General features: G+C 27.0%; 23 protein-coding genes. 6 read left to right on the forward strand and 17 right to left on the reverse strand.

Going from position 1 to position 26,950, the window contains the following annotated elements; genetic code table 11:
* Nucleotides 1–51: 51 nt before the first annotated feature.
* The 9 genes from DR020_RS01000 to DR020_RS01040 form a co-directional block, all read right to left on the reverse strand.
* Nucleotides 52–993 carry a M14 family metallopeptidase gene (locus DR020_RS01000; protein WP_112365006.1) on the reverse strand — a complete coding sequence of 314 codons (942 nt, stop codon included), beginning with the start codon at nucleotides 991–993 and terminating at the stop codon, nucleotides 52–54.
* A gap of 73 nt (nucleotides 994–1,066) precedes the next feature.
* Nucleotides 1,067–1,843: an ABC transporter ATP-binding protein gene (locus DR020_RS01005; RefSeq protein WP_112365007.1), complete on the reverse strand. Its 777-nt coding sequence runs from the start codon at nucleotides 1,841–1,843 to the stop codon at nucleotides 1,067–1,069.
* A gap of 12 nt (nucleotides 1,844–1,855) precedes the next feature.
* Nucleotides 1,856–2,656, reverse strand: coding sequence for an ABC transporter ATP-binding protein (locus DR020_RS01010; protein ID WP_055258610.1), 801 nt, complete (start codon nucleotides 2,654–2,656; stop codon nucleotides 1,856–1,858).
* Nucleotides 2,643–3,479 (reverse strand): nickel/cobalt ABC transporter permease, encoded by an 837-nt coding sequence (gene opp1C, locus DR020_RS01015; protein WP_112365008.1) that lies wholly within the window; start codon nucleotides 3,477–3,479, stop codon nucleotides 2,643–2,645. The genes DR020_RS01010 and opp1C overlap by 14 nt, the downstream gene beginning before the upstream one ends.
* The gene (opp1B, locus tag DR020_RS01020) at nucleotides 3,480–4,421 is read right to left on the reverse strand and encodes a nickel/cobalt ABC transporter permease (protein WP_112365009.1); all 942 of its coding nucleotides are present in this window, start codon (nucleotides 4,419–4,421) and stop codon (nucleotides 3,480–3,482) included.
* Nucleotides 4,422–4,489: 68 nt separating this feature from the next.
* Nucleotides 4,490–6,121, reverse strand: a complete 1,632-nt coding sequence (gene nikA, locus DR020_RS01025) for a nickel ABC transporter substrate-binding protein (RefSeq protein ID WP_112365010.1) — start codon at nucleotides 6,119–6,121, stop codon at nucleotides 4,490–4,492.
* A gap of 138 nt (nucleotides 6,122–6,259) precedes the next feature.
* Nucleotides 6,260–7,174 carry a LysR family transcriptional regulator gene (locus DR020_RS01030; protein ID WP_112365011.1) on the reverse strand — a complete coding sequence of 305 codons (915 nt, stop codon included), beginning with the start codon at nucleotides 7,172–7,174 and terminating at the stop codon, nucleotides 6,260–6,262.
* Between the two features lie 167 nt (nucleotides 7,175–7,341).
* Complete coding sequence (locus DR020_RS01035) at nucleotides 7,342–8,931, reverse strand: ABC1 kinase family protein (protein WP_055258601.1); 1,590 nt, start codon at nucleotides 8,929–8,931, stop codon at nucleotides 7,342–7,344.
* Nucleotides 8,924–9,256 (reverse strand): phasin family protein, encoded by a 333-nt coding sequence (locus DR020_RS01040; protein ID WP_112365012.1) that lies wholly within the window; start codon nucleotides 9,254–9,256, stop codon nucleotides 8,924–8,926. The genes DR020_RS01035 and DR020_RS01040 overlap by 8 nt, the downstream gene beginning before the upstream one ends.
* A gap of 373 nt (nucleotides 9,257–9,629) precedes the next feature.
* Here DR020_RS01040 and DR020_RS01045 point away from each other — a divergent pair, with 373 nt between their 5' ends.
* Nucleotides 9,630–10,352 carry a class I SAM-dependent methyltransferase gene (locus tag DR020_RS01045; protein ID WP_112365013.1) on the forward strand — a complete coding sequence of 241 codons (723 nt, stop codon included), beginning with the start codon at nucleotides 9,630–9,632 and terminating at the stop codon, nucleotides 10,350–10,352.
* A gap of 105 nt (nucleotides 10,353–10,457) precedes the next feature.
* On the opposite strand, the gene DR020_RS01050 is transcribed toward DR020_RS01045, so the two are convergent.
* A complete protein-coding gene (locus DR020_RS01050; RefSeq protein ID WP_112365014.1) occupies nucleotides 10,458–11,648 on the reverse strand; it encodes a phosphopentomutase in 1,191 nt (396 codons plus the stop codon).
* A 165-nt stretch (nucleotides 11,649–11,813) separates the two neighbouring features.
* On the opposite strand from DR020_RS01050, the gene DR020_RS01055 reads away from it, so the two are divergent.
* Nucleotides 11,814–12,290 carry a spore coat protein gene (locus tag DR020_RS01055; RefSeq protein ID WP_112365015.1) on the forward strand — a complete coding sequence of 159 codons (477 nt, stop codon included), beginning with the start codon at nucleotides 11,814–11,816 and terminating at the stop codon, nucleotides 12,288–12,290.
* Nucleotides 12,291–12,374: 84 nt separating this feature from the next.
* Here DR020_RS01055 and udp read toward each other — a convergent pair whose 3' ends face one another.
* Nucleotides 12,375–13,154: a uridine phosphorylase gene (gene udp, locus DR020_RS01060; protein ID WP_112365016.1), complete on the reverse strand. Its 780-nt coding sequence runs from the start codon at nucleotides 13,152–13,154 to the stop codon at nucleotides 12,375–12,377.
* 267 nt (nucleotides 13,155–13,421) lie between these two features.
* Here udp and DR020_RS01065 point away from each other — a divergent pair, with 267 nt between their 5' ends.
* Nucleotides 13,422–13,916, forward strand: a complete 495-nt coding sequence (locus DR020_RS01065) for an FUSC family protein (protein WP_055258589.1) — start codon at nucleotides 13,422–13,424, stop codon at nucleotides 13,914–13,916.
* Between the two features lie 522 nt (nucleotides 13,917–14,438).
* Here the strand turns inward: DR020_RS01065 and DR020_RS12575 are convergent.
* The gene (locus tag DR020_RS12575) at nucleotides 14,439–14,561 is read right to left on the reverse strand and encodes a hypothetical protein (RefSeq protein WP_265327730.1); all 123 of its coding nucleotides are present in this window, start codon (nucleotides 14,559–14,561) and stop codon (nucleotides 14,439–14,441) included.
* Between the two features lie 271 nt (nucleotides 14,562–14,832).
* On the opposite strand from DR020_RS12575, the gene DR020_RS01070 reads away from it, so the two are divergent.
* Together DR020_RS01070 and DR020_RS01075 are read left to right on the forward strand one after the other, a co-directional pair.
* Nucleotides 14,833–15,138: a hypothetical protein gene (locus DR020_RS01070; protein WP_112365017.1), complete on the forward strand. Its 306-nt coding sequence runs from the start codon at nucleotides 14,833–14,835 to the stop codon at nucleotides 15,136–15,138.
* 133 nt (nucleotides 15,139–15,271) lie between these two features.
* The gene (locus DR020_RS01075; RefSeq protein ID WP_112365018.1) at nucleotides 15,272–16,306 is read left to right on the forward strand and encodes a hypothetical protein; all 1,035 of its coding nucleotides are present in this window, start codon (nucleotides 15,272–15,274) and stop codon (nucleotides 16,304–16,306) included.
* Nucleotides 16,307–16,436: 130 nt separating this feature from the next.
* On the opposite strand, the gene DR020_RS01080 is transcribed toward DR020_RS01075, so the two are convergent.
* Nucleotides 16,437–18,020, reverse strand: coding sequence for a hypothetical protein (locus DR020_RS01080; RefSeq protein ID WP_112365019.1), 1,584 nt, complete (start codon nucleotides 18,018–18,020; stop codon nucleotides 16,437–16,439).
* 126 nt (nucleotides 18,021–18,146) lie between these two features.
* Here DR020_RS01080 and DR020_RS01085 point away from each other — a divergent pair, with 126 nt between their 5' ends.
* The gene (locus DR020_RS01085) at nucleotides 18,147–18,923 is read left to right on the forward strand and encodes a hypothetical protein (RefSeq protein ID WP_112365020.1); all 777 of its coding nucleotides are present in this window, start codon (nucleotides 18,147–18,149) and stop codon (nucleotides 18,921–18,923) included.
* A gap of 78 nt (nucleotides 18,924–19,001) precedes the next feature.
* On the opposite strand, the gene DR020_RS01090 is transcribed toward DR020_RS01085, so the two are convergent.
* From DR020_RS01090 to fliB, 4 genes are all read right to left on the reverse strand, one after another.
* Nucleotides 19,002–20,831 (reverse strand): ABC transporter ATP-binding protein, encoded by a 1,830-nt coding sequence (locus DR020_RS01090; RefSeq protein WP_112365021.1) that lies wholly within the window; start codon nucleotides 20,829–20,831, stop codon nucleotides 19,002–19,004.
* Entirely contained in the window at nucleotides 20,824–22,587 is a 1,764-nt protein-coding gene (locus DR020_RS01095; protein WP_112365022.1) for an ABC transporter ATP-binding protein, read from the reverse strand. Before DR020_RS01095 ends, DR020_RS01090 begins: the two co-directional genes overlap by 8 nt.
* Nucleotides 22,588–22,775: 188 nt before the next feature.
* Nucleotides 22,776–25,652, reverse strand: a complete 2,877-nt coding sequence (locus DR020_RS01100; protein ID WP_112365023.1) for a DUF3427 domain-containing protein — start codon at nucleotides 25,650–25,652, stop codon at nucleotides 22,776–22,778.
* 56 nt (nucleotides 25,653–25,708) lie between these two features.
* The gene (gene fliB, locus DR020_RS01105; protein ID WP_112365024.1) at nucleotides 25,709–26,860 is read right to left on the reverse strand and encodes a flagellin lysine-N-methylase; all 1,152 of its coding nucleotides are present in this window, start codon (nucleotides 26,858–26,860) and stop codon (nucleotides 25,709–25,711) included.
* Nucleotides 26,861–26,950 lie beyond the last annotated feature (90 nt).

Consider the following 26,950-nt stretch of genomic DNA (forward strand, 5'->3'; position numbering starts at 1 on the left):
AAAGATTGTGTAAAAATTTTTTATACAATCTTTTATAATATTTAATTTAAATTAACATTTACCATAAGCTATTAATGGTTCATCTTTTTCTATTGATAAAGAAACTGTCATGTAAAGAATAACCCCATTCATCTTTGCATAATATTTTGCTATTATATTTCCAAAAAAATCTTTAACTTCCCCTAAAAGTTCACCTTCTTTTATCTTTTGCCCTGCCTCTACCTTAGGATACCAACACCCATCACAAGTAGATTCTAAATAAACAGCCTCCGTTATATCTATAGGCTTGTTAATTTGTTTAATCTGTCCATCTAATACATTAAAATGCTTTAAAATTGTAAATATATCATTTTTATAATCATATATTTCTTGATTATTCCACAGTCCTCTTCCACCTTTTTCAATAAGAATACTTGGTGTTCCATTAATTGCCGCATAATTATAAGATCCTGTTTTTGCATTTGATTTTACCATATAATTTACATTTAAAAGAGCTGCAACTCTCTTTGACTCTTCAATAACATTATTATTCCCAATTCCGGGATAATAAACAAAGTTTGTTGCCATTTCATAAAGATCTCCACCGTGTAAATCTATGTAAAAATCACATTGAATATGACATTCATTCTCAATAAAATGTGCTAATTTTTCAGTTATTGTTCCTTCTATATTCCCAGGGAACTCTCTATTTAAATTTTTATTATCATCAGGAACAACTGCACTTATCTTCTTTTTAAATGCTCTAACATTTACAGGATGTATTATTATTATTTTACCGCTTATATTTTTAGGATTTATTTCCTTTGCAAGTTCAATAGCTGTTTCAATAGCTGTATACTCACAGCCATGAACTCCACTTGTTATCAGTATAGTTTTTCCTGAAAATTCTCCATTAATAAGTGTTACAGGCATACGGTAATCTGTATCATAAATTTGTACAAACCCTTCTTTTTTCATTCCTCTATCTGCTACTAAATCCCCTAATTTTAACATAAAATTCCTCCCAAATAACTAATTAATTTTTTTATATATCTTTATGTAACATATATTTATTACAACATAAATTTTAAATATTAATAGCTTTTTTATAATCAAAAAAATCTATATCATCTACTGAATCTAACAATGCTCTGGAATACTCGCTTTTTACATACTTTAAATCTTTTATATCATCTATTTTTTCTATAATTTCTCCGTTTTTTAAAAACATAACCTTATCACATATATAAGTTACTGCTGATAAATCATGAGTTATAAAAAGATAAGATAAATTATATTTCTCCTTTAATTCTATTAATAAATCCAAAACCTGTACTTGTACTGAAACATCTAAAGAACTTATAGCCTCATCTAATAAAATAAATTTAGGTTTTTGTGAAATAGCTCTCGCAATACATACTCTTTGAAGTTGTCCCCCACTTAGTTCGTGCGGATATCTATATAAATAATCTTTATTTAGGCCCACTTGTTCTAAAACTTCTATAACCTTTTTTTCTAATTCTTCTCTATTTAATTTTTTTTCTAACAAAGTTTCTTTTATTATATCTATAACTTTAAATCTTGGATTTACTGAAGTGGTATAATCTTGAAACACTACATTTAATTCTTTTTGCCAGACATCCCTATTTAAAACACCATTAAAAGTTATAGTTCCTTTTTGTTGCTTTTCTAATCCCAATATTATACGTCCTAAAGTACTCTTTCCACTCCCAGATTCCCCTATTAATCCTAAGCATTCTCCTTCATTTAAACTAAAGGAAACATTCTTAAGTATGTTAGCATTATTTCTCTTTAATTTTCTTCTACCATAGCTAAATTCTATATTCTTAACCTCTAATAACATGAACTCTCTCCTTTAATTAACTATTTGTTTAAATTTTCTAAGAAGTTTAAGCCTAGTATCAACTAAAAATTTGGTATGTTCATTTTGTGGGTTTAAAATTATCTCTTCTTTACTGCCATATTCTATTATTTCGCCCTTATTCATAACTATAATATCATCTGCAACCTTACTTAAAACACCTAAATCATGAGTTATAAAAATCATTGAAGTATTTAATTCTCTTTTCATTTTTAAAAATTCCTCTATAATTTCCCGTTGATTCAAACTATCAACAGCCGTTGTTGGTTCATCTGCAATTATTAAATATGGTTTTAAGAAAATAGTTATACCTATTATTATTCTTTGAAGCATTCCTCCACTTAGTTCATGAGGATATTTTTTTAATATTTCCTTTGAATTTTTTAAATTCATTTTTTCAAAAGATTTTATAGCTAAATCTCTAGCTTCTTTTTTACTTATTCTCATATTCTCTATAAATGTTTCAATAACTTGATTTCCAACCGTATATAAAGGATTAAATGCTGTCATAGGATTTTGAACTATCATAGCTATCTCATTTCCTCTTAATTTTCTTTTTTCATTTTCACTTAACGTTAATATATCCTGCCCTTTAAATATAGCTTCACCTTTAATTTCAAAATTTTTATTTAAAAGCCCTAAAATAGCTTTACAAGTAATACTTTTACCGCTACCTGATTCACCCAATATCCCTAAGCATCTCTTTTCCTTAACATTAAAAGATATATTATTTATAATTTTATTTGATTCTTGTCCATTTTTAATAAAAACTTCCAAATTATTAACTTTTAACATCTAAACTTTCCCCTTTAATATCTAACAAATCCCTAAAGCAATCTCCCAAAAGATTAAATGTAGCCACAACCACAAAAATCAATACAGCCGGTGCAATCATTTGCTCAGGTCTAGTTGAAATAACATTTTTAGCATCACTTAACATTAAGCCCCACTCAGGTGTTGGTGCTTGTACTCCAAGCCCTAAAAATGATAGTGTTGAAATATTTAATATCACCCATCCCATATCTAATGTTGCTAAAACAGCAATTTCTGATAATATATTAGGAATTATATGTTTAAATATAATATAACTTCTTTTACTCTTTATTACTTGTGAATAATACATATAATTTTTATGCCTATGTTCTAATACAAAACCTCTTATCATGCGTGCATACCATGTCCACTTTACAATAATATAAGCAAAAACTACATTATTAATTCCAACACCTAAAATTCCAACTATAGCTAAAATCATAACTTGACTTGGAAAAGACATCATTATATCACAAAATCTCATTAAAATTTCATCTATAATGCCTCCAAAGAAACCTGAAATAATTCCAACTAAACTTCCAACAAAAATAGTTCCAATCATTGTTAAAAAAGCTATAAAAAGTGTTGTTCGTATCCCATAGATTAATCTAGATAAAATGCATCTGCCAAGTGCATCTGTCCCTAAAGGATATTGTATGGAACTCCCTGCATATCTATGGGCAATATTTTGGATATATGGATCATTTGGAGCTATTTGTTTTGCAAAAATCCCTAAAATAATAATAAAAGTTATAATTAAAACGCACATAATTGCCACTTTATCTCTTAAAAACTTTTTTACCATTTACTTTATAAGCCCCCTTTTCATTCTTGGGTCAATAAACGCTTGAATTATATCAACTATAAGATTGCAAAAAACAAACATTACTCCCATAAGAAGAATATAAGCTTGAATTATAGGATAATCCCTATTAAAAATAGCTGATACACCAAGTCTTCCAATTCCAGGAATTGCAAATAAATTTTCTATTATAAAAGCTCCTGCCACAAGATACGCTATACTCATTCCAAATGCATTCATACATGACTTTAATGAATTTTTAAATACATGCTTAAATAATATGGATTTATTTTTCAATCCTCGAACCTTTCCATAAAAAACATAATTTTCATTTAAATTATCTAAAACACTGCTCCTTATTAACCTAGCATAAGTTGAAATCTCCGATAAACTTAATGCAATTGCTGGTAATATAAAGTGCCTAAAACTTCTAGCTCCACTTGTCGGAAACATTTTAAATTTTACTCCTAAAAAATAAATAAGCATTATGCCTACCAAATAACTTGGCATTGAATTTCCCATAAAAATTAATACGCGAACAATCTTATCAAAAATACTATTTTTGTAAATAGCACTAAAAATTCCAATTGGTATACTTACGCATACTACTATAATTAAAGCTAACACAGAAAGTTTTATTGTATAAGGAATGCACCTTGTTATTTCACTTAGAACAGTTCTAGTTGTGTTTGCATAAGATACCCCAAAATCTAAATGTAAACAATTATTAAGCCAATTAAAATATCTAATAAAAAAAGGCTTATCAAGTCCTAACTCCACTCTCATAGATGCAATAGCTTCATCTGTTGGTACTATTTCATTTATTCTAAGGGCAACCTCAGCTGGGTCAGATGGCATAAAATTTATTAATAAAAATGCTATAAAGGATATTACAAAAAGCATCGGAATAACTAATAACAACCTTTTAATTATATATTTTTTCATTTAAACCTCCTTATTACATAATTAATAAACCAGTTTAAAAATTCTAAGCCGGTTTATTATTATTAAAATTATTCACCCATTGTCATATCCGCAAAAGTTACTTCATATTGAGATTGACCAAATGTAACATTTTTTATTTTATTACTATATATTGCACGATTCGTTTCGTAAGTTAATGGAATATATACTGCTTCTTCGTGAAGAGTTTCTAAAACATAAGTATAATATTCTTGTCTTTCTTCTTCAGTTGTAGCCTCTAATGCATTTAAAATCGCCTCATCTATCTGTTCTTTTTCTTTTAATCCCTTTTGAGCCTCATAATCTCCATGAACTGACGATTCTCTCATACTAGCTAAAAATGATTGTGGATCATAAGGTTTTCCCCATGATTCATTAAATATAATATCAAAATTTCCACTTTTCGCCCTATCAGTATAAGCTTGAGCTTCCTCTCCAATTATCTCTAAGTTTATTCCTATTTTAGCAAGTTCACCTTTATAAAATTCTGCTATCGTTTTATCAGTTACATTATCACTAGAATAATGAAGAGTAAATGCTAATTCTTGTCCATCTTTCTGCCTATAACTTTGTCCATTAACTTCTACCCAACCTGCTTCATTTAAAAGCTCTTTAGCCTTTTCTAAATTATATTCATAAGGTGTTAATCCAATATCTGCATAAGGAACTTCGCTTGAAAATAGAGTATAAGCTGGATCTTCTATTCCTAAAAATATAGATTTTGATATTGTTTCTCTGTCAGTTGCATATTGTAATGCTTTCCTAAGTCTAACATCTCCTAATTTTTCATCTTGTGTATTTATCATCATAACTCTAGATGAAATTGGCTCTGATACTTTTGTTTTAAATTCTGATAAGTTTAGAAATTTAGTATAAGTTTCTGAATCTATCATATTAGCTCCATAAATCAAATCAATTTCCCCACTTTCAAGAGCCATAACACGACTTTGACTATCTGGAATAACTTTTACAATTATCTCTTCGATATCTGGAACATCTCCCCAATATTTTTCATTCACTTTAAAAATAGCATATTCATCAGTAACGTGTTCAGATAAATAATATGAGCCAGTACCTATATAATCTGTAACACCATTTTTAGTAGTTCCATCTATAAAACAATTTGGTGAAATAAACCTTAAAGGTCTTATTACTCCAAGTTCTACTAAAAATGGATAATATGATTTTGATAAATGAATTGTTAATTCATATTCTCCAGTTACCTCTACACTTTCTTTTCCAGAATTTTCAACTTCTTTCATCAAACTAACAGATTCTATCCAAGAATGTCTTTCATAATTATCTAAAATCGCATCAAAATTTAATTTAGCAGCCTCAGCATTAAACTTAGCACCATCTGTAAAATATACATCTTCTCTTAATTTAAATACATAAGTTTTTCCGTCTTCAGATACTTCATAACTTTCTGCTAACCATGGTGAAATGCTTCCATCATCTTTAATTTTTACTAAAGATTCATATAAAAGATTTTGTGCAAACATTTCTCCATTATATAAGTGTGGGTTTAAGTCTCTTATATCTCTATAATTTGCATAAACTATCTTTTCATCACGGTCATCTACCATGCTTGAGCTTTCAGCACTTCCACATCCAACTAAAAGCATATTAGCTGTAATAAATGCTGAAATAATCCCTATTAATTTTTTATTTTTTAAAAGCACCCTATCCCCCCTAAACTATTAAAATTAATATAAAAATAGTTTACTTTATTTATAATTATTTCATATTATATCATTTATTTTATTTTATTAGTAATATTAAAATTGACTATATTGTTATTCCATTTTGATATAACTAAACTATTTACATATCTCACTTTTTAAAATTTTTATGAAATTTATAGCTTTATTGGATAATGGTTCGTTTTTTCTAGTAACATATCCTATACACACTTCATCACTACAATCTATAATATCAATAGCTTTAATATTTAATGTTTCATAATCTTTATTTTTAAAATTAAAACCAAATTTACAAATATCAGTATTTGCAATAAGAGAATTCATTATATAATTGCTATTAGTTGTTATTATATTGCTAAACGATTTTTTATTAATATTTTTATATATATCAAAATTTTCTAAATATTGTTCTAAAGAAAAAAAATCTCTAGTTGATTGAACAAACTTCAAATTTAAAATCTCTTTAATAGTAATACTCTCTTTATTATAAAGAGGGTTATTTTTTCCTACATATATACAAAGTTTTTGGGTATCTAAAATGTGAAATTCTAAATTTTTATGATTTAAATTATGAGTAAAACAACATTTTTGATTGCTCAAAATATAAACTATTCCAAATTCAGAAACATAATTTTTAACATTATCTATTATTTGCTCTACATTCTCCTCTAAAAAATGTATTTTAATATTTTCTTCCTTATATTGTTCATAATAATCACATAAAACTTTTGAAATCACATAATTTTGATGACATGAAATATTTAACTTCTTACTTGATTTTTCGCAAGATATAGATTCTATAATATCAACATTTTCCAAAACTCTTTTGGCATAATCATATATTTCATACCCCTTATCAGTTAATCTTACCCCTTTACTATTCCTATTAAAAAGTTCTACATTAGCTTTCTTTTCAAAAGCCTTTATAACTTTACTAACATTAGATTGAGATGTAAAAAGCTTTTCTGCTGCTTTATTAATACTGCCACAATCAGCTACCGTTATAAAATATCTAAGTTGCTTTAATTGCATCTACTTTCCTCCATATTTATAATTATCTTGATAATATCAACTTTGTATATTATTGTCAAATATGACCTCGATAAACAAAAAAGTTGCATCAAAAAATAAAAAAACAAAATTTCAGTATAAAATAAATACTTTTATTGAAACTTGCATTTTATTTTAGATACAACTTTTTATTTATATGGTTTAATAGATTTAAAAAGGCTATATAAAAGTATAAGCCCTAAAACTAGAGCTATCATAAAGCCTAAAACTCCTAAAGCTGGTATATCAAAAAGTTTAGGTGTCATCCCTGTTGTACAAATTAAACTAGATGATATCAAAAGCCCTGTTATTATAATTCCCATAACAAGCTTATTTACCATCTTATCTATCAATCCTAAAGGTTCTTCAGCATCTGTGAAATCTAAATTTAACTTTAAATGCCCTTTTGATGTTATTTTTAAAACTTCTGATAATTGTTGAGGTAATTTTATAAGTTTTGTAGCTGAAGCATAAGCTGTTCTTCCACCATTTCTAACTTCTTTTTCTAAATCAAACTCTTTAAATACTTCACTTGCAACATGATTTGAAACTATGTCTATAATATTTATTTGAGGTGCTAAAATAGATACAACCCCCTGTATAGTTATAAGTCCACGCCCAAGCATCGTAATACCCTTTGGAATACCAATATTATGTCTATTTGCAATACTTAAAAATTCTTCTAATATAATTCCTAAATCAATATCAGACATCTCAACTTCGCTATATTTATTCATAAAGATATCTATATCTTCATAAAGTTTTGAATGATTTATTCTTCCATTAACCTCACCTAATGTAAGTACAACATCTTTAAGCTTTCCTATATCATTTGTTGCAACAGCCATAATAGCATTTTTTATAAGCCCTCTATCACGATTAGAAAGTTTGCCAACCATACCAAGATCAATCCATACAATTTCTCCACCCTTTATTTTTATATTTCCAGGATGCGGATCTGCATGAAAAAATGCATCATCTACTATTTGCTTTATGTAATTTTCGCAAAGTTTATTAGCAATATCTGTTAAATCATATCCTAAATTTATAAGTTCATTAGTCTTGTCTATTTGTACACCATCTATGTATTCCATAACAAGAACTTTTGATGTTGTGTATTTAGTGTAAATTTTAGGACATGTAGCATAAACAATATCTTTATTTAACTTGTAAAATTCCTTAGCATTTTTAGCTTCAATTAAAAAATCCATCTCCTCTTGAGATACATTCCACATTTCATCTAAAATTTCATTAAAATCTAATACGCTTCCATTTTTTATAGCAATTTTAAGCATTGCACTTGCTTTTCTTAAAAGTATAATATCTCTAGACATTATATCGCGTATATTAGGTCTTTGAATTTTAAAAACTACAGGAGAGCCATCCTTTAAAACAGCATAATGAGCTTGTGCTATAGACGCTGACCCTAAAGGTTTTTCTCTAAACTCTAAACATAAACTCTCAATTTCACAATCATATTCTTCGCGTATTACATGTCTAACCTCATCCATAGTCATAGGCTTAACCTCTGCTCTTAACTTTGTAAGTTCCTTGCAATAAGCCTCTGGTAGCATATCAGACCTCATAGACATTACTTGACCAAGTTTTACAAATGTAGGACCTAAATCCTCAATTATTAACCTTAATTTTTCAGGAGTCATTCCTTTGACAATTTTATGTCTAGAAAGGACTCCTAAAATTTCTCTTAATCTATCCTTATTATTTCCTAAGTTACTCACTTTTCTCTTCCTGCATTTTCATTATCTTAGCCTTTAAAATAGCTAATTCATCTTTTTGTAATTTATCTATGTTATTAAATATATAATCTTTCATGTTACTATCGTTATTTATATCATTATTTTGTTTATCTCTATTAAAATCTTCTTTTGCATTGTTTAAATTTCTTTTTAATTCTTCATTTAAAACTTTTCCTTGTTCTACTGTTAATTCTCCCTTTTCTACTAGAGAATCTACCATTTCTTTTGATTTTTCAGCTGTTGTTGCAACTGCACCTATTCCCATTAATAATATTTTCTTTAAATCATCATTTAAATTAAAAATCATTTTTTCTCCTCCTTAACATACATAAATACTTCTTAATTACTTAAAATTCTTAATATTCCCTAAAGTTTTACTTTAAGCTCTACTTTATTATTTACCGCTATCTAATTTTAATGTAAATTAAAAGCTAATAAAGTTTCTTTTAAACTATTATATTATATTTAAAAGCTATATTCTACCACAATTCATTATATTTGTATTAAATTACTCTTAATAATTATAAAATATATGTTATAATATAAAAAATTTTACATAAAATACACTTTAAATTTATAAACTTAAATAGTAGAAGTATGAAAAGTAGCCATGATGTAAAACTATAAATCAACTACACTGTTTACGATTATCGTAAAAATAATATTTAAGAGGTCAAAATATGGAAATAAAAGAACGTATAAAAAACTATTGGAATAAAAGATGTGAAGATTTTACCAATTTAAGAATATCTGAATTAAATAGCGAACAAAGAGATTTATGGCTTAATATTATTTCTTCTAAGCTCGATAATACAAAAAAATTAGATATCTTAGATATAGGAACGGGGAGTGGCTTTTTAGCTATTTTAATGGCATCTTTAGGCCATAATGTAACCGGAATTGACTTAAGTCCACATATGATAGATAGTGCTAAAAATTTATCAAAAAATTTAGGATATAATATAAACTTTAAAACAATGGATGCTGAAAATTTAGATTTCCCAAATGAATCTTTTGATGTAATATTATCTAGGAACTTAACTTGGACTCTTCCAAACGTAGAAAATGCTTATACGCAATGGTATAGAGTGCTTAGACCTAATGGAATACTTATGAATTTTGATGCTAATTATGGAAATACTTCCTTTTACGAAGAAACAAAAAAAATAAATAAGGATAATGTACACAAAAATGTAGATTCTAAACTTTTAAAAGAATGTGATAATATAAAAAATGATTTATTAATAAGTTTTAAAAATCGTCCATTTTGGGATATAGAATTTTTAACATCTTTAGGCTTTGAATGTTCTTGTGATTATACAAATATTAATGATAAACTCCATGGCTCTAAAGATAAGTTTTGTAATCCCACTAAAATGTTTGCTCTATATTGTATAAAATAAACATTTAAAATTACTTATAAAAATAGATACAAATTAATATAAATAAAAAATGGATTACTGTAATTTATAGCAATCCATTTTTTAACTTTTAATCTATAAAAACAATTATTTTAATTTATCTAATACCGATTCACCAATTGTATTTTTAGGCATTTCAACCCCAAAATTATCAGTTACAGTAGCACCAATTGTTGCAAATGAATTACTTGTTTCTAATAAACCATGATTTTTCATAGATGGTGAATATGCTAAAAACGGTACATATTCTCTTGTATGATCAGTTCCTGTATAAGTTGGATCATTTCCGTGATCTGCTGTTACTATTAATAAATCATCCTCATTTAATTTATCTAAAACTTTACCTAAATTAACATCAAACATTTCAAGTTCTTTTGCATAACCTTTTGGATTTCTTCTATGTCCCCAAAGAGCATCAAAGTCAACTAGGTTTACAAAACATAACCCATTAAAATCTTTATCCATAATTTCTAAAGTTTGCTCCATTCCATGAACTGAACTTTTTGATTTATAACTTTGAGTAATACCTTCTCCATCAAATATATCATTTATCTTTCCAACAGATATAACATCAAAATTTTTATCTTTCAATGCATTTAAAGCAGTTTCTCCGTAAGGTTTTAAAGCATAATCATGTCTGTTACTTGTTCTTTTAAAATTCCCTTTTTTGTCTCCTATATATGGTCTTGCAATTACCCTTCCAACTTTCCATTCATCTTTAAGTGTTATCTCTCTTGCAATCTCACAACATCTATATAATTCATCTAAACCAAATGTTTCCTCATGACCACATATTTGAAGAACTGAATCGGCTGATGTATAAACTATCATATCTCCCGTTTTCATTTGATGCTCACCAAGTTCATCTAATATTTCAGTTCCACTTGCACTTTTATTTCCAACTATTTTATGACCAGTTTTTGCACTCAATTCATCTAGTAAATCTTGAGGAAATCCAGTTTCTGTGAATGTTTTGAAAGGTTTAGTAATATGAAGTCCCATCATCTCCCAATGGCCAGTCATAGTATCTTTTCCAACACTTGCTTCTCTCATTTTCATTTGATATCCTAAAGGATTTTCTATTTTTTCTACATGAGCTATTTTATGAAGATTAGAAATCCCCATTTTTCTCATATTAGGTATGTTAAAAGTTTCAACTGATCTTGCAATATGACCCAAAGTATCTACATCTATATCCCCATATTCTTTTGAATCTGGCATTTCACCAATTCCTAATGAATCAATTACAATAACAAAAACTCTTTTGTATTTATTCATATCCAATCACCTCTTTATTTTTATTACACTCTATTTTACTATGCCAATTACTATGCTACAAGATTCATGTTTTCATATTAATAATATTAATTCAAAACAAAGTTTAACTTAAATACTGAATAATTTATAAATTATAGAAAAAACTATATTTAAGGAGGTATTTTTATGCTTAATTTAAATGATAAAGAAAGAATGTTGTTACAAGATGAAAAGGCGGGAGAAGAACTTTGCATAGAAAAATATAAAAAATATTCAGAAGAAGCTTCAGATCCAGAACTTAAAAAACTTTTTAAAGAACTTATGTCAAAAGAAGAAGATCATCTAAAAACTCTCAACCAAATGCTAACTGGAACTGTTCCAACTTTAAACACTCAACAAAAACAGCAAAACCAACAAAATTCAAATACTAATGTAAGTTCTGCAAACGTTGATAATAAAAATCAAATTAACTTTAAACAAGATAAAATAATCTGCCAAGATTCCTTAGCTGGTGAAAAATACGTATCTTCAACTTATAATAGCACTATTTTTGAAATGCGTGATACTAATGCAAGGCAAGTTTTAAATCATATTCAAAAAGAAGAACAAGAACATGGAGAAAAAATCTATAATTATATGCAGTCACATAACATGTACAACTAAAAATCACCTAACTTTTAATGCTTATTTTAAGAGGTACTAAAAATGTAGTACCTCTTAATCTTTTATTCTAAATTTAAAATAAGTTTAACTATTCTCTCTATCTTCTTTAATTAAATTCCTAATTGCTTCAATTGCAACCTCTATAGCACCTTCAGTATCATGGACTTGTTTGTTTTCTAACCCTGCTTTTTCTCTTTCTTGATTTGCAACAACTAAAAAAACTGAACCTACTCTAACTCTTAAATAACTTCCAACTATAAATAAAGATGCACTTTCCATCTCTGATGCTAAACATCCACACTTAATCCAAGCATCCCATTTATTTATCAAATCATAACCAATTGGCATTTTTTCTGGTGAATGTTGTCCATAAAAAGAATCTTTACTTTGAACCACTCCTGCATGATAACTTTTCTTTAAAGTTTTGCTTGCCTTTACAAGAGCATTTACAACGTCTAAATTTGCCACTGCTGGAAATTCTATTGGAACATATTCTCTAGTAGTTCCCTCCATTCTTATAGAACCTGTGGCAACAACAACATCTCCTCCCTTTACATTTATATCCATACCTCCACAAGTACCAACTCTTATAAATGTATTAGCTCCACAATTAACCAATTCTTCTAACGCAATAGAAGCTGATGGGCCACCTATTCCTGTTGATGTTACACTCACCATTTCTCCATCTAAATATCCTGTATAAGTTACAAATTCCCTATTATCTGCAACTAACTTTGCATTTTCTAAATGTTTAGCTATCTTCTCACATCTTTTTGGATCTCCTGGCATAATCACATATTTACCAACTTCCCCTGGTGCTACTGCTATATGGTATTGTCTATCAGAACCTTGTGTATAAATCATTTCAATTCTCCTAACTTTATACTATAATTTATTAATTATCTGTATATCTAATAATAACATAATTACAATCTTTGAACAATCGTTTACATTTTTATTATTTATATACAAAAAAATATTATAATAAATATTTACTCATTCAGTCAATATCTATAAAAATATTAAAAAAATTTTAACATTTATTGTGTAGAAATTATATTTTTTTAAGCCTAAAATAAAAAGAGTTTATTTATAAAAATAATCTTATCAAAGAAAGGTTAAACTTATATTATGAACAAGAAACTTGAATTACCAAAAGTAGGAGCAAGAATTCAAAAAACAGCTCTTTCAGTATTTATATGCATGATAATACCTCATCTATTAAATATGGAATATCCTTTTTATGCTTGTATAGCTGCTGTTATTTGTTTAAAAGATTCTCATGAAAACACTGTAAAAATGGGAGTAAATAGGATGATAGGAACCTTAATTGGTGGATGTGCTGGTATTTTATCAACGTTTTTATTTCTTAAATTTAATAACTACTATTTTGAATGCATAGTTACTTCTCTTTTATGCATAGTTGTAATTTACATATGTAAAGTTTTAAAAAAACCCGGCTCTGTTACAATAGCTTGTATAGTTTTACTTGCAAATACTCTTTTAATCAAACAAGAACCAAACTATATATATACCATAAATAGAATTATTGAAACATTTATAGGAATTATTGTAGCTACATTAGTAAATAGATTTATATTTCCTTATAAAAAGGATGAAAAGTAAATTTTAAATTAATCCTTCTAAAATTTATCTTAGAAGGATTTTATCATTTAAATTTTAAATCCAAATTACATATATATTTTTTTAAAAACCTTTAGCAACTAATTTAACTTAAAATTCCATTTTAAAAGTACCAAAATTTATTACTTTTCATACTATAATAATATAACTTATTTTACAATATTTATAAAAACTTATCTTGATTAACAAAAATTAATTAAAAAAGGAGACTTTTCTTATGGCATGTGATAATACAATTCAAGTTCTTAACGGCTCAGTGCTAACATTTGAATCTGAAGTTCAAATTTGTAATTCAATAACCAACTTAGATCGTTTACAATTTCGAGATATCTTACAAGGATGATTAAAAGTAACTAGCGATCAAGTAAATTTAACAATAAATAATACCTCTAGCACTGAACAAGCTACTATTAGTGACACTAATAATCCTGAGGATACTATAACAGTTGAGATACCTGCAGCTAATCTTGGCAATGATTATCCAATAACCGTAAAAGTTAAATTTCAAGCTACAGTAAATGATTTAGATGCACTTCTAGAAAATGCTGACGATCCTACTAATGCTGGTAAATTAACTAATACAGGTACTTTTACTGCACTTGATAATGCTGATGCATCTATAGGCAAACCTGCTACTGTTACATTAGCTGATACAAATGTAGAAGAATATTCTCCAGAAGTATCTGGGTATTCTATAACAGTTTGCCCATCAGAAAATGATGCTAAATTTGAAGCTAAATTATGTCTAAATACTCTATGCGGAGATTATACAGATGGTAAATATGTTTTAAATGTTACAGCTCCAGATGGAATTAGTTTCTATGAAGATGCTACATCTACACCTCCAGCAGCTGTTGAATCTTACACAGGATGTTGTTGCAAATCCACTAAAATTGAAATGGCTACCCCTCCTGTAATTAGCGCTGACAATAAAACAGTTACTATAACTATTGCAAGTAATGAAGTTGATTTAGCATTAGAAAATGATAATGATGATTCATGCAATAACAATATATCAGTATATATTCCTTGTAAATTTGATAATGCTGCTTCTGCTTGCACAAACGAACCTCTTATTATTAATGGCTCTATGAAATTTACAGATAATAATGACAACACTTTAGCTGAACTTAAAAACTTTGGTTTATATGTTAACATTGATTGTGGAAATCTTGTAGGCGTAAGTAAAACTATTCTTTGCTAATTCTATTAAATATTCTTTATAAAGCACTATAAATGTAATTTATAGTGCTTTATGGTTTTTAATGAAAATCACAAAGCTATAATCTAGCATAATATATAACATATAAATTTTTGTTTAAAAAGGAGGTTTATTTATGGATTGTGATACACTTCAAGTAGTTGACGGTTCAGTTTTAACCTTTGAAGCCATAACTAGACTTTGTGAATCACCTATCCCCCCATCAGATATAACAGCAAATTCCACATTTGAATTTAATGATTATTTATCCGCTGGGTTAAAAATAGATAATAGTAATGCTGTAGAAGTATATTTTTCTAGAGATAATATTAATTATGAAAAAATTACAAATTTCAATAAAGTTATTATTCCATATCCTGAAATTGGATCTAACTTAGGATATTATTTAGGTGTTACTACTCCTATTAATGAGATAAAATTTTATCCTATATTTATAAAAATATCTTTTTCAACTACTGTGTATGATATTGATAAACTTCTAAGCACTAGTGCTACTACTCAATATCCTATATTGAATAATACTGCAACATTTTATGCTCAAGCAAATCCTCCTGATAGTCCTCTTATTAATTCAATTAATGTTACTTTATCCTCGATACCAATAAAACAATATTCTCCAGAAGTTTCTGGATGCTCTATAACAACTTGCCCATCAGAAAATGATGGTAAATTTGAAGCTAAATTATGTCTAAATACTATATGTGGAGAATATAAGAATAGTCAATATGTTTTAACTATTACAGCCCCAGACGGAATTACATTTTATCAAACTGACCAAAATAAAATTAAAGCTTACACAGGATGTTGTTGCACATCTAATCCTATTATAATAAATACTACACAACCTGTTCCTTTAGTTGATAATACAAAAATAGCTATTATAACTATTAAAGATACGGAAATTAGAAAATCTCAAAAAAATGATATTAATGATTCCTTCAATAATATATCCATATATGTTCCTTGTAAATTCGAAAATTCTACGACTACATGTACAAAAGATTATCTTATTATTACTGGTTCTATAGAATTTCAGGATACAACAAATCCTAATATTCCAATTACTTTAGTTAAACTTAAAAATTTTGCATTATATATTAATATTGATCATGGAAATGTTATTGGTATAGGCAAAACAATTCTTTGCTAATTTTATTAAATATATTCTTCATTTATAAATTTATGATGCTTTATACTTTTTAATAAAAAATTACTAAAACATAGTCTACCATAATATATAATATATAAATTTTTATTTATAGAGTTTATTTTTATAACAGTTAATCTTTCATTGTAAAAAATCTTTTTATAGCTTGCCAAATAGATTTTTTCTTTGTTTTTTCACTATCTTGTTCTTTAATTTCTTCTTTTTCTTCAGTTTCGTTACCATCATCTATATTTTCTAAACTTTCGCTATAGCCACTTTCTTTATTTATCTCTATTATATTTTCCTCTATAGCAGAATTTTCTTCATTCTGCATAACTTCTTCTAAGTTTTCTGTATCTTTTATTGTTTCACTTTCTCTATATTCTATATCTAAACTATTACCTTCTTTATTTACCATTTCTTCTATTTCATTTTTTTCTTCTTGTTCTTTATTTTGTAACTTTTCTATATCTTTTAGTAATTTTTCAGTTTCGTTTTCTTTCTCTATCAATTCTATATCGTCACCCAAATATTTTTTTATTAATTCACCATTTTTTCCATTATAATTTATATCATTTATATTTCCGCCTCTTCCACCTATTCCTTCAACAATATTTATATTACCTACTTTTACTTTAACCTTTCCATTAGAATTTACTATACTACCGCTATTCCCACCATTAAATCCTCTTATAACTTTTCCGTCTATAAAACTTCCAGAATCTCCTCCACTTCCTAAAATAACATTTATATTATCACCCATTGTAATACTTGATACTACAGTTATTTCTTTTTCTGTTAACGAAATTACATTTCCTGCATTCCCCCCTTTTACCATACTAAATTCATATTTATCTTGAGTATTACCACCATTTCCGGCTTTTAAAATAGTATTATTATCTATATTAATTGTTCCATCTCCCATACATATAGCACATCCACCATTTCCACAAACTCCACTACTATAATTCCCTATACAACAACCACCATCACCAGCATTTATTTCTAACAGTCCATTTCCTTTTTTCTCAATTATCCCACTATTTTTAATATATATACCATTACCACCTTCATCTGCTGTTCTATCCTCAGATATGCTTTCAACGTCCTTTCCACTTTCTCCGCTTATCTTTACATTAATATCATCTAATATTATAATAGATGATACATCTTGCACATCTTTATTATAAAATCCTATGCCGCATCCACTACCTAATATGTTTTCATTTTTATATCTATAATCACTTTTACCACTTATAATCTCAACAAAACCTTGTCCAGAAAATATAAGATTTCCAGCTCCCTCTGTATAAAAACTACTTCCAACAGTAGGTATTCCACATCCTCCACTTAATTTTAAAAAGCCATCTTCCTTCCCTTTAATTTCTAAGGTTTGATTATTAGTTACACATATTGAAATATTTCCTCCACTGCTTATACTGTTTGTTCCAGAAAATACTAAATAATTTTTATAATCATGCTTTTCTCCAGATGCAAAATTTATTGCTATATCCTCTTTAGAATCTAATACTAAATCATTTATGTTTACTACTAAATCTGAATTTCTTTTCTTAATAAATATCTTAAAATTACATATTTCACCATTACTAGTTAATGTAATTTCATTAATATTTTCATTGATTATTATAGTTTTGTTATATAAATCATCACACACACACGTGCTTAAATTTATTACATCACCATTTTTTATACTCATAAATTCCTCCTAATTTGCTAGTTGTATAATTAATCATATGATGCAATTTGTATTTCATATTCAAAAAGTACACATTTATTTTTTTTAAACATAATATAAATGATAATAATTTTTAAGGGAAGAGTTATGATTAATATAAAGAAAGAAATATTTTTAAAGCCAAACTCCTTAAACAAAGATAAGGAAATAGAATTTTGTATTTTGGATTGTTCTGTTAATAATAAAAAATGTGATGTATACACCGATACAGAATATATAAAAATAAAAAACAAAGATATCATTCTAACTGATTTAATTATAAAAAATACCTTAAACACTAAATTAACAAATGTTAAATTTAAAATCTGTAATACTGACTTTTTTAAATTTATTCCTTCATCACTAAGGAACACCTATACAAGAGAGGTCTATACATCTCAAAATATAACTTGTAATATATTTTATTTAGGTACTTTACAACCTAATGAAGTATTAAATCTTAAATTTAATATGTTATTTAATCTAGATTCTTTAAATTCTTCATCTAACAATTCCTTAAAATTTTTAAATGAATTAGATGCAGAATTAAAAAATATGAAACTTACAATAGATCAAGCAGTGCTAAGAGTAGTTACAAGACCTAAAGAAGATAAAATTGAAATTGAAAATATAGGATCTAAAGAATTAAAAAACATAGTTTATAACTATGAGATTCCTGAAGGTTATATAATTGATACTAAATCTATTAAATACAATCTTAATGGAGCTTTATGTAATATTTTCTTTAAAACTATAAAGAATAATATTGTTTTTAAATTTAGCAATATACCAGGAAATACTTATGATAATAAAAAAATTATTATTTCTTTAAAGCATATTGATATAAATACACTTCTAGGTCCATCATCCATGATTCTTAATTAATAAAATTTATTAATAATTTAATAGCCACCTTAAAATTGGTGGCTATCCTACTTTAACTTATTTATTTCTTTTAATAATTTATGAAATTTTTTCAAACTGACTATTATAAAGTTCTGAATAAAAACCACCTTTAGATAAAAGATCTTCATGATTTCCACTTTCTATAATGTCCCCATCTTTCATTACAAGAATTAAATCCGCATTTCTTATAGTAGATAACCTGTGCGCTATAACAAAAGATGTTCTTCCTACTGTTAATTTATCCATAGCTCTTTGAATGAGTTCCTCAGTACGAGTATCGACAGAGCTTGTAGCTTCATCTAGTATAAGAAGAGGTGCTTTTTCTACCATTGCCCTTGCAATTGTTATAAGTTGTTTTTGTCCTGTTGAAAGATTGACTTTATCATTTAAAACAGTATCATACCCCATCGGAAGTGATTCTATAAAGTGGTGAATTCCAACTGCTTTGCAAGCATTTATTACTTCATCATCACTTATCCCCTCTTTGCTATATACTATATTCTCTTTTACACTGCCCTCAAATAGCCAAGTATCTTGTAAAACCATACAAAAAAAATCATGCACATTTTCTCTTGTCAATTTTTTTGTGCTAATTCCATCTATCTTTATTTCCCCACTATTAACCTCATAAAACCTCATAAGAAGATTTACTATAGTTGTTTTTCCAGCACCAGTTGGTCCAACTATTGCTATTTTTTGACCTGGTGATACATGAACTGAAAAATCATTTATTATAATTTTTTCAGGAGTATATCCAAATTTCACATTTTTAAACTCTACATCACCTTTTGAACTTGTCAAAATCTCAGTTTTATAACTCTCATCTTCAAGTTCTGTCTCATCTAAAAATTCAAATACTCTCTCACTTGCCGCTGCTGTTGACTGCATATTAGTAAACGCCTGTGCTATTTGAGATAATGGTCTTGTAAACAATCTTACATATATCATAAATGCTACAATAACACCAAAGGTAATTTTATTATCAAGAGCCATCGTTCCACCTACAACACACACAGTTACGTAAGCAAAATTCCCTATAAACCCCATTAAAGGCATCATAAGTCCAGACAAAAATTGAGATTTCCAAGCACTTCCATATAACTTCTCATTTATTTTATCAAAAGTTTTTTTTGCTTTTTCCTCACCATTATAAACTTTTACAATAACATGCCCACTATAAATTTCCTCTATATGTCCATTTATCTTTCCTAAATATTTTTGTTGTCTCAAAAAATATTTTTGCGATTTTGAAATAATTAGTATCATAAATAAAAAACCTATTATTGTTGCAATAACAGCAGAAAAAGTCATAATTAAATTAGTTTTTAACATCATAAATAAAGATCCTAAAAATAATGTGACCTCACTAACTAATACACCAATACTTTGATTCATGGTTTGTCCTATAGTGTCAACATCATTTGTCACCCTACTTAAAACATCTCCGTAACTCGTTGAATCAAAGTACTTAAGAGGCAATCTGTTTATCTTTTCTGAAATATCAGTCCTTAAACTTTTTGAAAGCCTCTGTGTTACTGTTGCCATTATAAATCCTTGAATATAATTAAACACAAAACCTAAGCCATAAAGTACAGAAAGAAAAACTGCTATTTTCTGAACTTTTTCTAAATCAATTCCACTTATTAATCCATCTGTTATTAAATCTGTTATCTGACTTAACTTATTAGGCCCTACTATAGTAAAAATAGTACCTATAATTGCAAAAATAAAGGCAACTATTATTTGAGGTATACAGAATTTACAATACAAAATTAATTTTTTCCAGCTCTTTAAGAAGTTTTCTGGTTTTTCAAAATTATTAATGCCTCTTTTCGAAGGACCACCTACCATTTTGTGATTTCTTCCCTTAAAAATCTCATTACTCATCCTCAAGCTCCTCCTTAGACAATTGCGAATACGCTATTTCTCTATACACTTTACATGTCTTTAAAAGTTCTTTATGGGTACCCATTCCAACTATTTCTCCATCATCTAAAACAATTATTTTATCAGCATTTTTAATGGTTCCAATTCTTTGTGCAACAATTATATTAGTTGCATCTACTGTTTGTTTTTTAAGCTCTAAACGAAGATTTCTATCTGTCTTATAATCAAGAGCTGAAAACGAATCATCAAATATATAAATCTCAGGATTTTTATAAATAGCTCTTGCAATATTAAGCCTTTGCTTCTGCCCGCCAGATACATTAGTTCCACCTTCTGCAATATTCCCATTGTAAGTATTTTTCATATTTTCAATGAAATCTGTCCCCTGAGCAACACTTATAGATTTTTTCACTTTTTCTAAAATTTCATCACCAGTTTCATCTATTCCATAAGCTACATTAGATAAGACTGTCCCACTAAACAAAATAGCTCTTTGTGGCACATAACCTAATTTATTATTAAGATCTTTTTTACTATATTCTTTAACATTTATTCCATCAACTAAAACTTCCCCACTCGTTGCATCATAAAGTCTTGGGATAAGGTTTATAAGAGTACTTTTCCCACTCCCTGTCGAACCAATAAAAGCAACAATTTCACCTTTGTGCGCTGTAAAGCTTATGTTTTTTAAAGCATACTCTTTAGCATCTTTATATTTAAAGCTAACATTTTTAAATTCGATTTCACCTCTTAATGAAATATCTGAAACATCTTTTTGTCCATCTAATATACTAAGTTTTGTATCTAATACCTCATTAATTCGTTTTGCACAAACTGTAGCTCTTGGAAGTATTATAAAAATAATTGTTAACATCATAAATGCCATAACAACTTGTACTGCATAAGCTGAAAAAACTACCATATCACTAAATAAAGATAATTTATCTTGCATGCTTGCTCTTTGTATTAAATAAGCTCCAATCCAATAGACAGCAAGATTTAAGCCATTCATAACAAGTCCCATGCTAGGATTCATAATTGCCATTATCCTATTTGCAAAAAGATTATTAGATGTTAAATCATTGTTAGCATTTTCAAATTTTTTCTCTTGATAACTTTCTGCATTATATGCCCTTATTACTCTAAGTCCTGTTAAATTTTCACGTGTGATATTATTTAAATTATCTGTTAAACCTTGAATTTTTTTGAATTTTGGAATTGCAAAAGTTATGATAATAATATTTATAACTAAAAGAAATATAACTGCTCCCGCTGTTGTTGTTGTCCACTGCCAATTTTTATCTGATATTTTTATAATTGCCCAAATTGCCAGAATTGGAGCTTTAATAATGACTTGAAGTCCCATAGCTATAAACATTTGAATTTGAGTTATATCGTTTGTTGAACGAGTAATTAAACTTGCTGTAGAAAAATTATTAATTTCATCCATAGAAAAGGATTCTACTTTATTAAAAACTTTACTACGAATCCTCATAGAAAAAGCTGCTGCAACTTTTGATGCAAAAAAGGCTACAATAGCACAAGAAATTAAACTTCCAAACGCACATAGCATCATGTGCCCTCCTGATGTCAAAATATCCTCCATAGTACTACCTTCTAGTTGTACAAGCGTTGTAATTTCAGACATATAGTCTGGAAGCTTTAAATCAAGCCATACTTGAACTAATATAAATATTACACTAAAAAATACAAATAACCATTCCTTAGATTTTAAATATTTAAATATTTTTAGCAAAAGTGTTAATCCTCCTATATCTTTTTAATTTAAAATAAAGCCGCCAAAATTGGCGACTTTAAAATTTAAGCTACAGATTATATATATTTAAAATCAGTTTTATTTTATGACAGTTATTTATCTCTAAAAAAATTACTATCTACAAATTACAAACATTATTTAAGATTAATAAATTCTATAATTATTTTTTATTTTAATTCATTATATATTCTAGTGGCTACTTTATTTCTTAATTTTAAATGTACAGTTATTGGTTTTTCTCCTTCATGATAAACAGTATCTACCATTCCCATATAAATATATGGCTCAATTATTCCATCAATTTGCCTGTGTTTTCTAACAAATAAGTGCATATTTATGTTTTTTTCAACATTATTTATAAGCTTTTGACCAATTTCCGATTCTAAAGTTGTTGAACTTGAACTTTGCCAAACAAAAATATCTCTTCCTATAAATTCATTTTCATGATTTATACTCTCTTTTATTCCTTCTTCTTTTTCCATCCCTACAAACATGTACCAATCATTGCCATTAGTCTTTAAACCACCCATGCCATATCCACCAAATTTTTTAGTAGCATTAGACATTCTAACAACATCATCTCTTGTATATCTACTATAAAGTTTCAAAAATGGCATACCATAGTTTTTCCTTCCAAACTCTCTTTCATAAGCTAATAACCCATAATTTATACAATCATTTATATACACCTTAAACTTCTCATCCTGTACAACTTCTTTAATTTCAGATGCCAAAATTATTTTATCCCCATAATCTTCTATGAAATTAAAATTACTTTCCTTTTTACTATGATAATCTCCTCTTAAACACTCTATTGTATAATTAAAAGTTTTATCATCTATAAAATCTATATACTTTTCTATATCATTTTTAAGTTGATTTCTTGTAGATACACCATTTTTTATAAGATATCTTAAAATTAAAAATTCAAAAGGTCTTTTCAATGGTAACTTCCCTGTTATATCTTTTAAAACAAATTTAAATTTTTCATTTTTTAGTAACTTTGTATCTTCAAAATTTTTTTCTACCTTTTCTAAAAATCCAAGATAACTCTTACTAGGAACAGCGCCTATAAATTTCAAAGGATTAGGTGCTCCTTCAAACAAAAAATAATCAGCTAAAAAATTCACAACTTTTCCACCATTAATCTTTTTAAATTCATTATACTCTTCTTTTAAATACTTCATATTATTAAAGTTTTCACTATTTATCTGAGAAAGTATTCTTTCCTTAGCTATTTCATCCATTTCAATATTTGTGCACCCTGCTATATTAGAAAAGTTGCTTTTTATAGAAGCCTTTAAACTTTCCTTGTCATAATACTTTGCACCATTTAAAGCTATAGCAATTTGAAATGCTTTATTATAATTACCTATGAAATCTAACACAGTTAAGAATTCTTTTTCTTTGTACTTTCTAAGACCTCTACCTAATTGTTGTATAAAAATTATAGATGATTGAGTTGGTCTTAACATTAAAATTAAATTTATAGATGGAATATCAATACCCTCATTAAATAAATCTACAGTAAAAATAACTTCTAATCCATTATTATCATCTTCTAATTTTTTAATTTCATCTTGCCTTTTATTAACTGAATCACCCCCTGTTAATGCTATACTTTTTATACCTCTTTTATTAAATTGATTGGCCATAAACTTTGCATGTTCAACACTTGCGCAAAATCCAACAGCCTTTCTCTTATATCCATCAAAGCCATAAAAATTCATTTTTTCTATTATAAAATCTACTCTTTCATTAATTTCAAGAAGTTTTGAAAGCCTTTGTATATCATTAATATCTATCCCTGTGTAATCTATCAAATCTATATCAGTTATCCCAAAATAGTGGAATGGAACTACTAATTTCTTTTCTAAAGCTTCATTCAATCTAACTTCTAAAGAAATATTATTATCAAAAATGGAAAATATATCTTTTCCTTCTGTCCTCTCAGGGGTTGCTGTAATTCCTAATAAAAATTTAGGCTTAAAGTAATCTATAACTTTCTTATAAGTTTCTGAAGCACTATGATGGGCTTCATCTATAACTATATAATCAAATTCATCTTCTTTAAAATCATTGTAATAAGTTGACATACTTTGAATAGTGGCAAAAAGATATTCTTTTCCATTTTCTTTTATATTTCCTGTAAATAACCCAAATTCTTTATGTGGCATTATTTTTTTATAATCTAAAATAGCTTTTCTTAAAATATCCTCTCTATGTACAATAAAAAGCATTTTTCTAGGATTAAATTCCTGCACATCAAATGCTGACATATACGTTTTTCCCGTACCCGTCGCTGCTATAACAAGACTTTTATTCCCTCCATGCTCTCTTAATCTTCTTAAATTCTCTAAAGCTTCCTTCTGCATAACATTAGGTGTTATCTTTTCATATTTTAATAAAAGTTTTTTTGTACTCTCCTCTATATTAGTCTTTTTTATATCCTTTAAAAAAGTATCATAATCATTTATAAAATTATCATTGACTTCATAGCATTCATTATAAAGTTTATAATAAGCATCCATTACATCCTTTGAAAATCCATAATCTTTTTTGCTTATTATTTTTACATTCCATTCTTCATTACTCTTTAAAGCACTTTGAGTTAGGTTAGATGAACCAATATATATTTTATAATCTTTTTCATATTCAAATATGTAAGCCTTGGTATGAAAACCTCTTAATTTCTCATCAGTAACAAATATTCTTAAATCTATATTATTAAACTCCTTTAACTTTTTTAAAGCACCAACTTGCGTAAAATTTAAATAAGTTGAAGTTATTATTGTACCCTTAATGTTGTTTTCTGCTAAATTTTTTAAGTCATCTAAAATTAATTGTAATCCTGAAAAATTAATAAAAGCTACACTAAAATAAAAGCCCTTGCAAGTTTTAAAAGCTTCTTTTAATTCTAATAAAAAGTTTTCACCTTCACCATTTGTTATAAGCTTATGTTCTAAAAAATCCTCACTATGCTCCCGTACCTCTTCTTCTATATTATCTAACCTTGTTAAATCTAACTCTGTTTGTATATACATAAAATTTCCTTTCTACTTTAATTTACCCTACAAATTATTTGATTAAGTTTTATAAATTAGTTAAGTATTGTAGCTATAATTTCATCACTATCAAATATGTCTCTAGTTTCAAACACCTCTTGCAATGCTTCTATATTTTCATCAGAATGCTCTACATCTTTAGAATACATATGCGCTATATCAACTAAATCTTCTTCTATAAAGTTACCTTTCTCTATCCATCTTACAATAGATAATTCTTTAATCATCAACATACTTATTATAGCTAATTTTATTTTTGCAGACACATCATAATCAAATATTGCTTTCATAAAATATCTAAATATAAAATAAACTAAAATATTTTCAAATTTAAATAAACTTTTTTTATAATAATCATCAAATTCTTTATGTTTATATGTAAGTAAATTCTCATTTTCTTTAAAATATTTTAATGCATTGTTTAAACATAGTGGATCATTTTCATTTATATGTCTAATATCCTTATAAACTTTGAAATATTCATATATATTTTTATATTTATCACCACATTTTTGCTTATAAGTAGATAAACTTTTTTTTATTTTATCTAAAAACTTCTCATTGTTATATTCTTCTATGACATCTACTATTTCCGCCATATCTCCTAAATCTATTTTATCTTGAATCTCCTTAACAAATTTAAGTATTATACAAATTCTAATATCTAAGCCTAAATGTTTTTTTTGTAAAATACCAAAAATAACACTTCTGCAATTTAAAAAATTCAAAAAAACATCCTTATCAATATCACTCTCTAAAATATTTTCTGTTGTACTCTCACTTAATTTAAAATTAAAATTTTCTTCTGATTTTAATATTATTCTTGCAGATTCAGGGCAAGATAAAGAAATTCCAACTTCCTTTAAGTCAAAAAATTCTTCAGTATATCTTGGATATTCCTTGCATGTATGACATAGATAATCCTCTCCAAGGTTAGAGTAAATATCACATAGATTATGTTTATTTAAAAATGAACAATTTCCATTATCTAAAAGAAAAACTACATCTCCGTCCTCATCTTTAATTATTTTACTTTTTAAAACTTCTCCAAATTCATTATTTACATTTTTATAACGCTCATTTGTTATCTCATCAATAACTATTCCCCATCCTGCACAGCATGTATCTTCACACTTTTGTGCTATACACTTAAAATCATCAAAATAACTTGGTACTCTTACTTTCATCTTATAAACTTCCTTTTTATTATAATTAAAATCTTACCTTTTATTATAATAATTTATAACTTTAAGTTTCAATAATAATAAAATATAAAA

The organism is Sarcina ventriculi, assembly GCF_900456775.1.
Taxonomy (GTDB): Bacteria; Bacillota; Clostridia; order Clostridiales; family Clostridiaceae; genus Sarcina; species Sarcina ventriculi.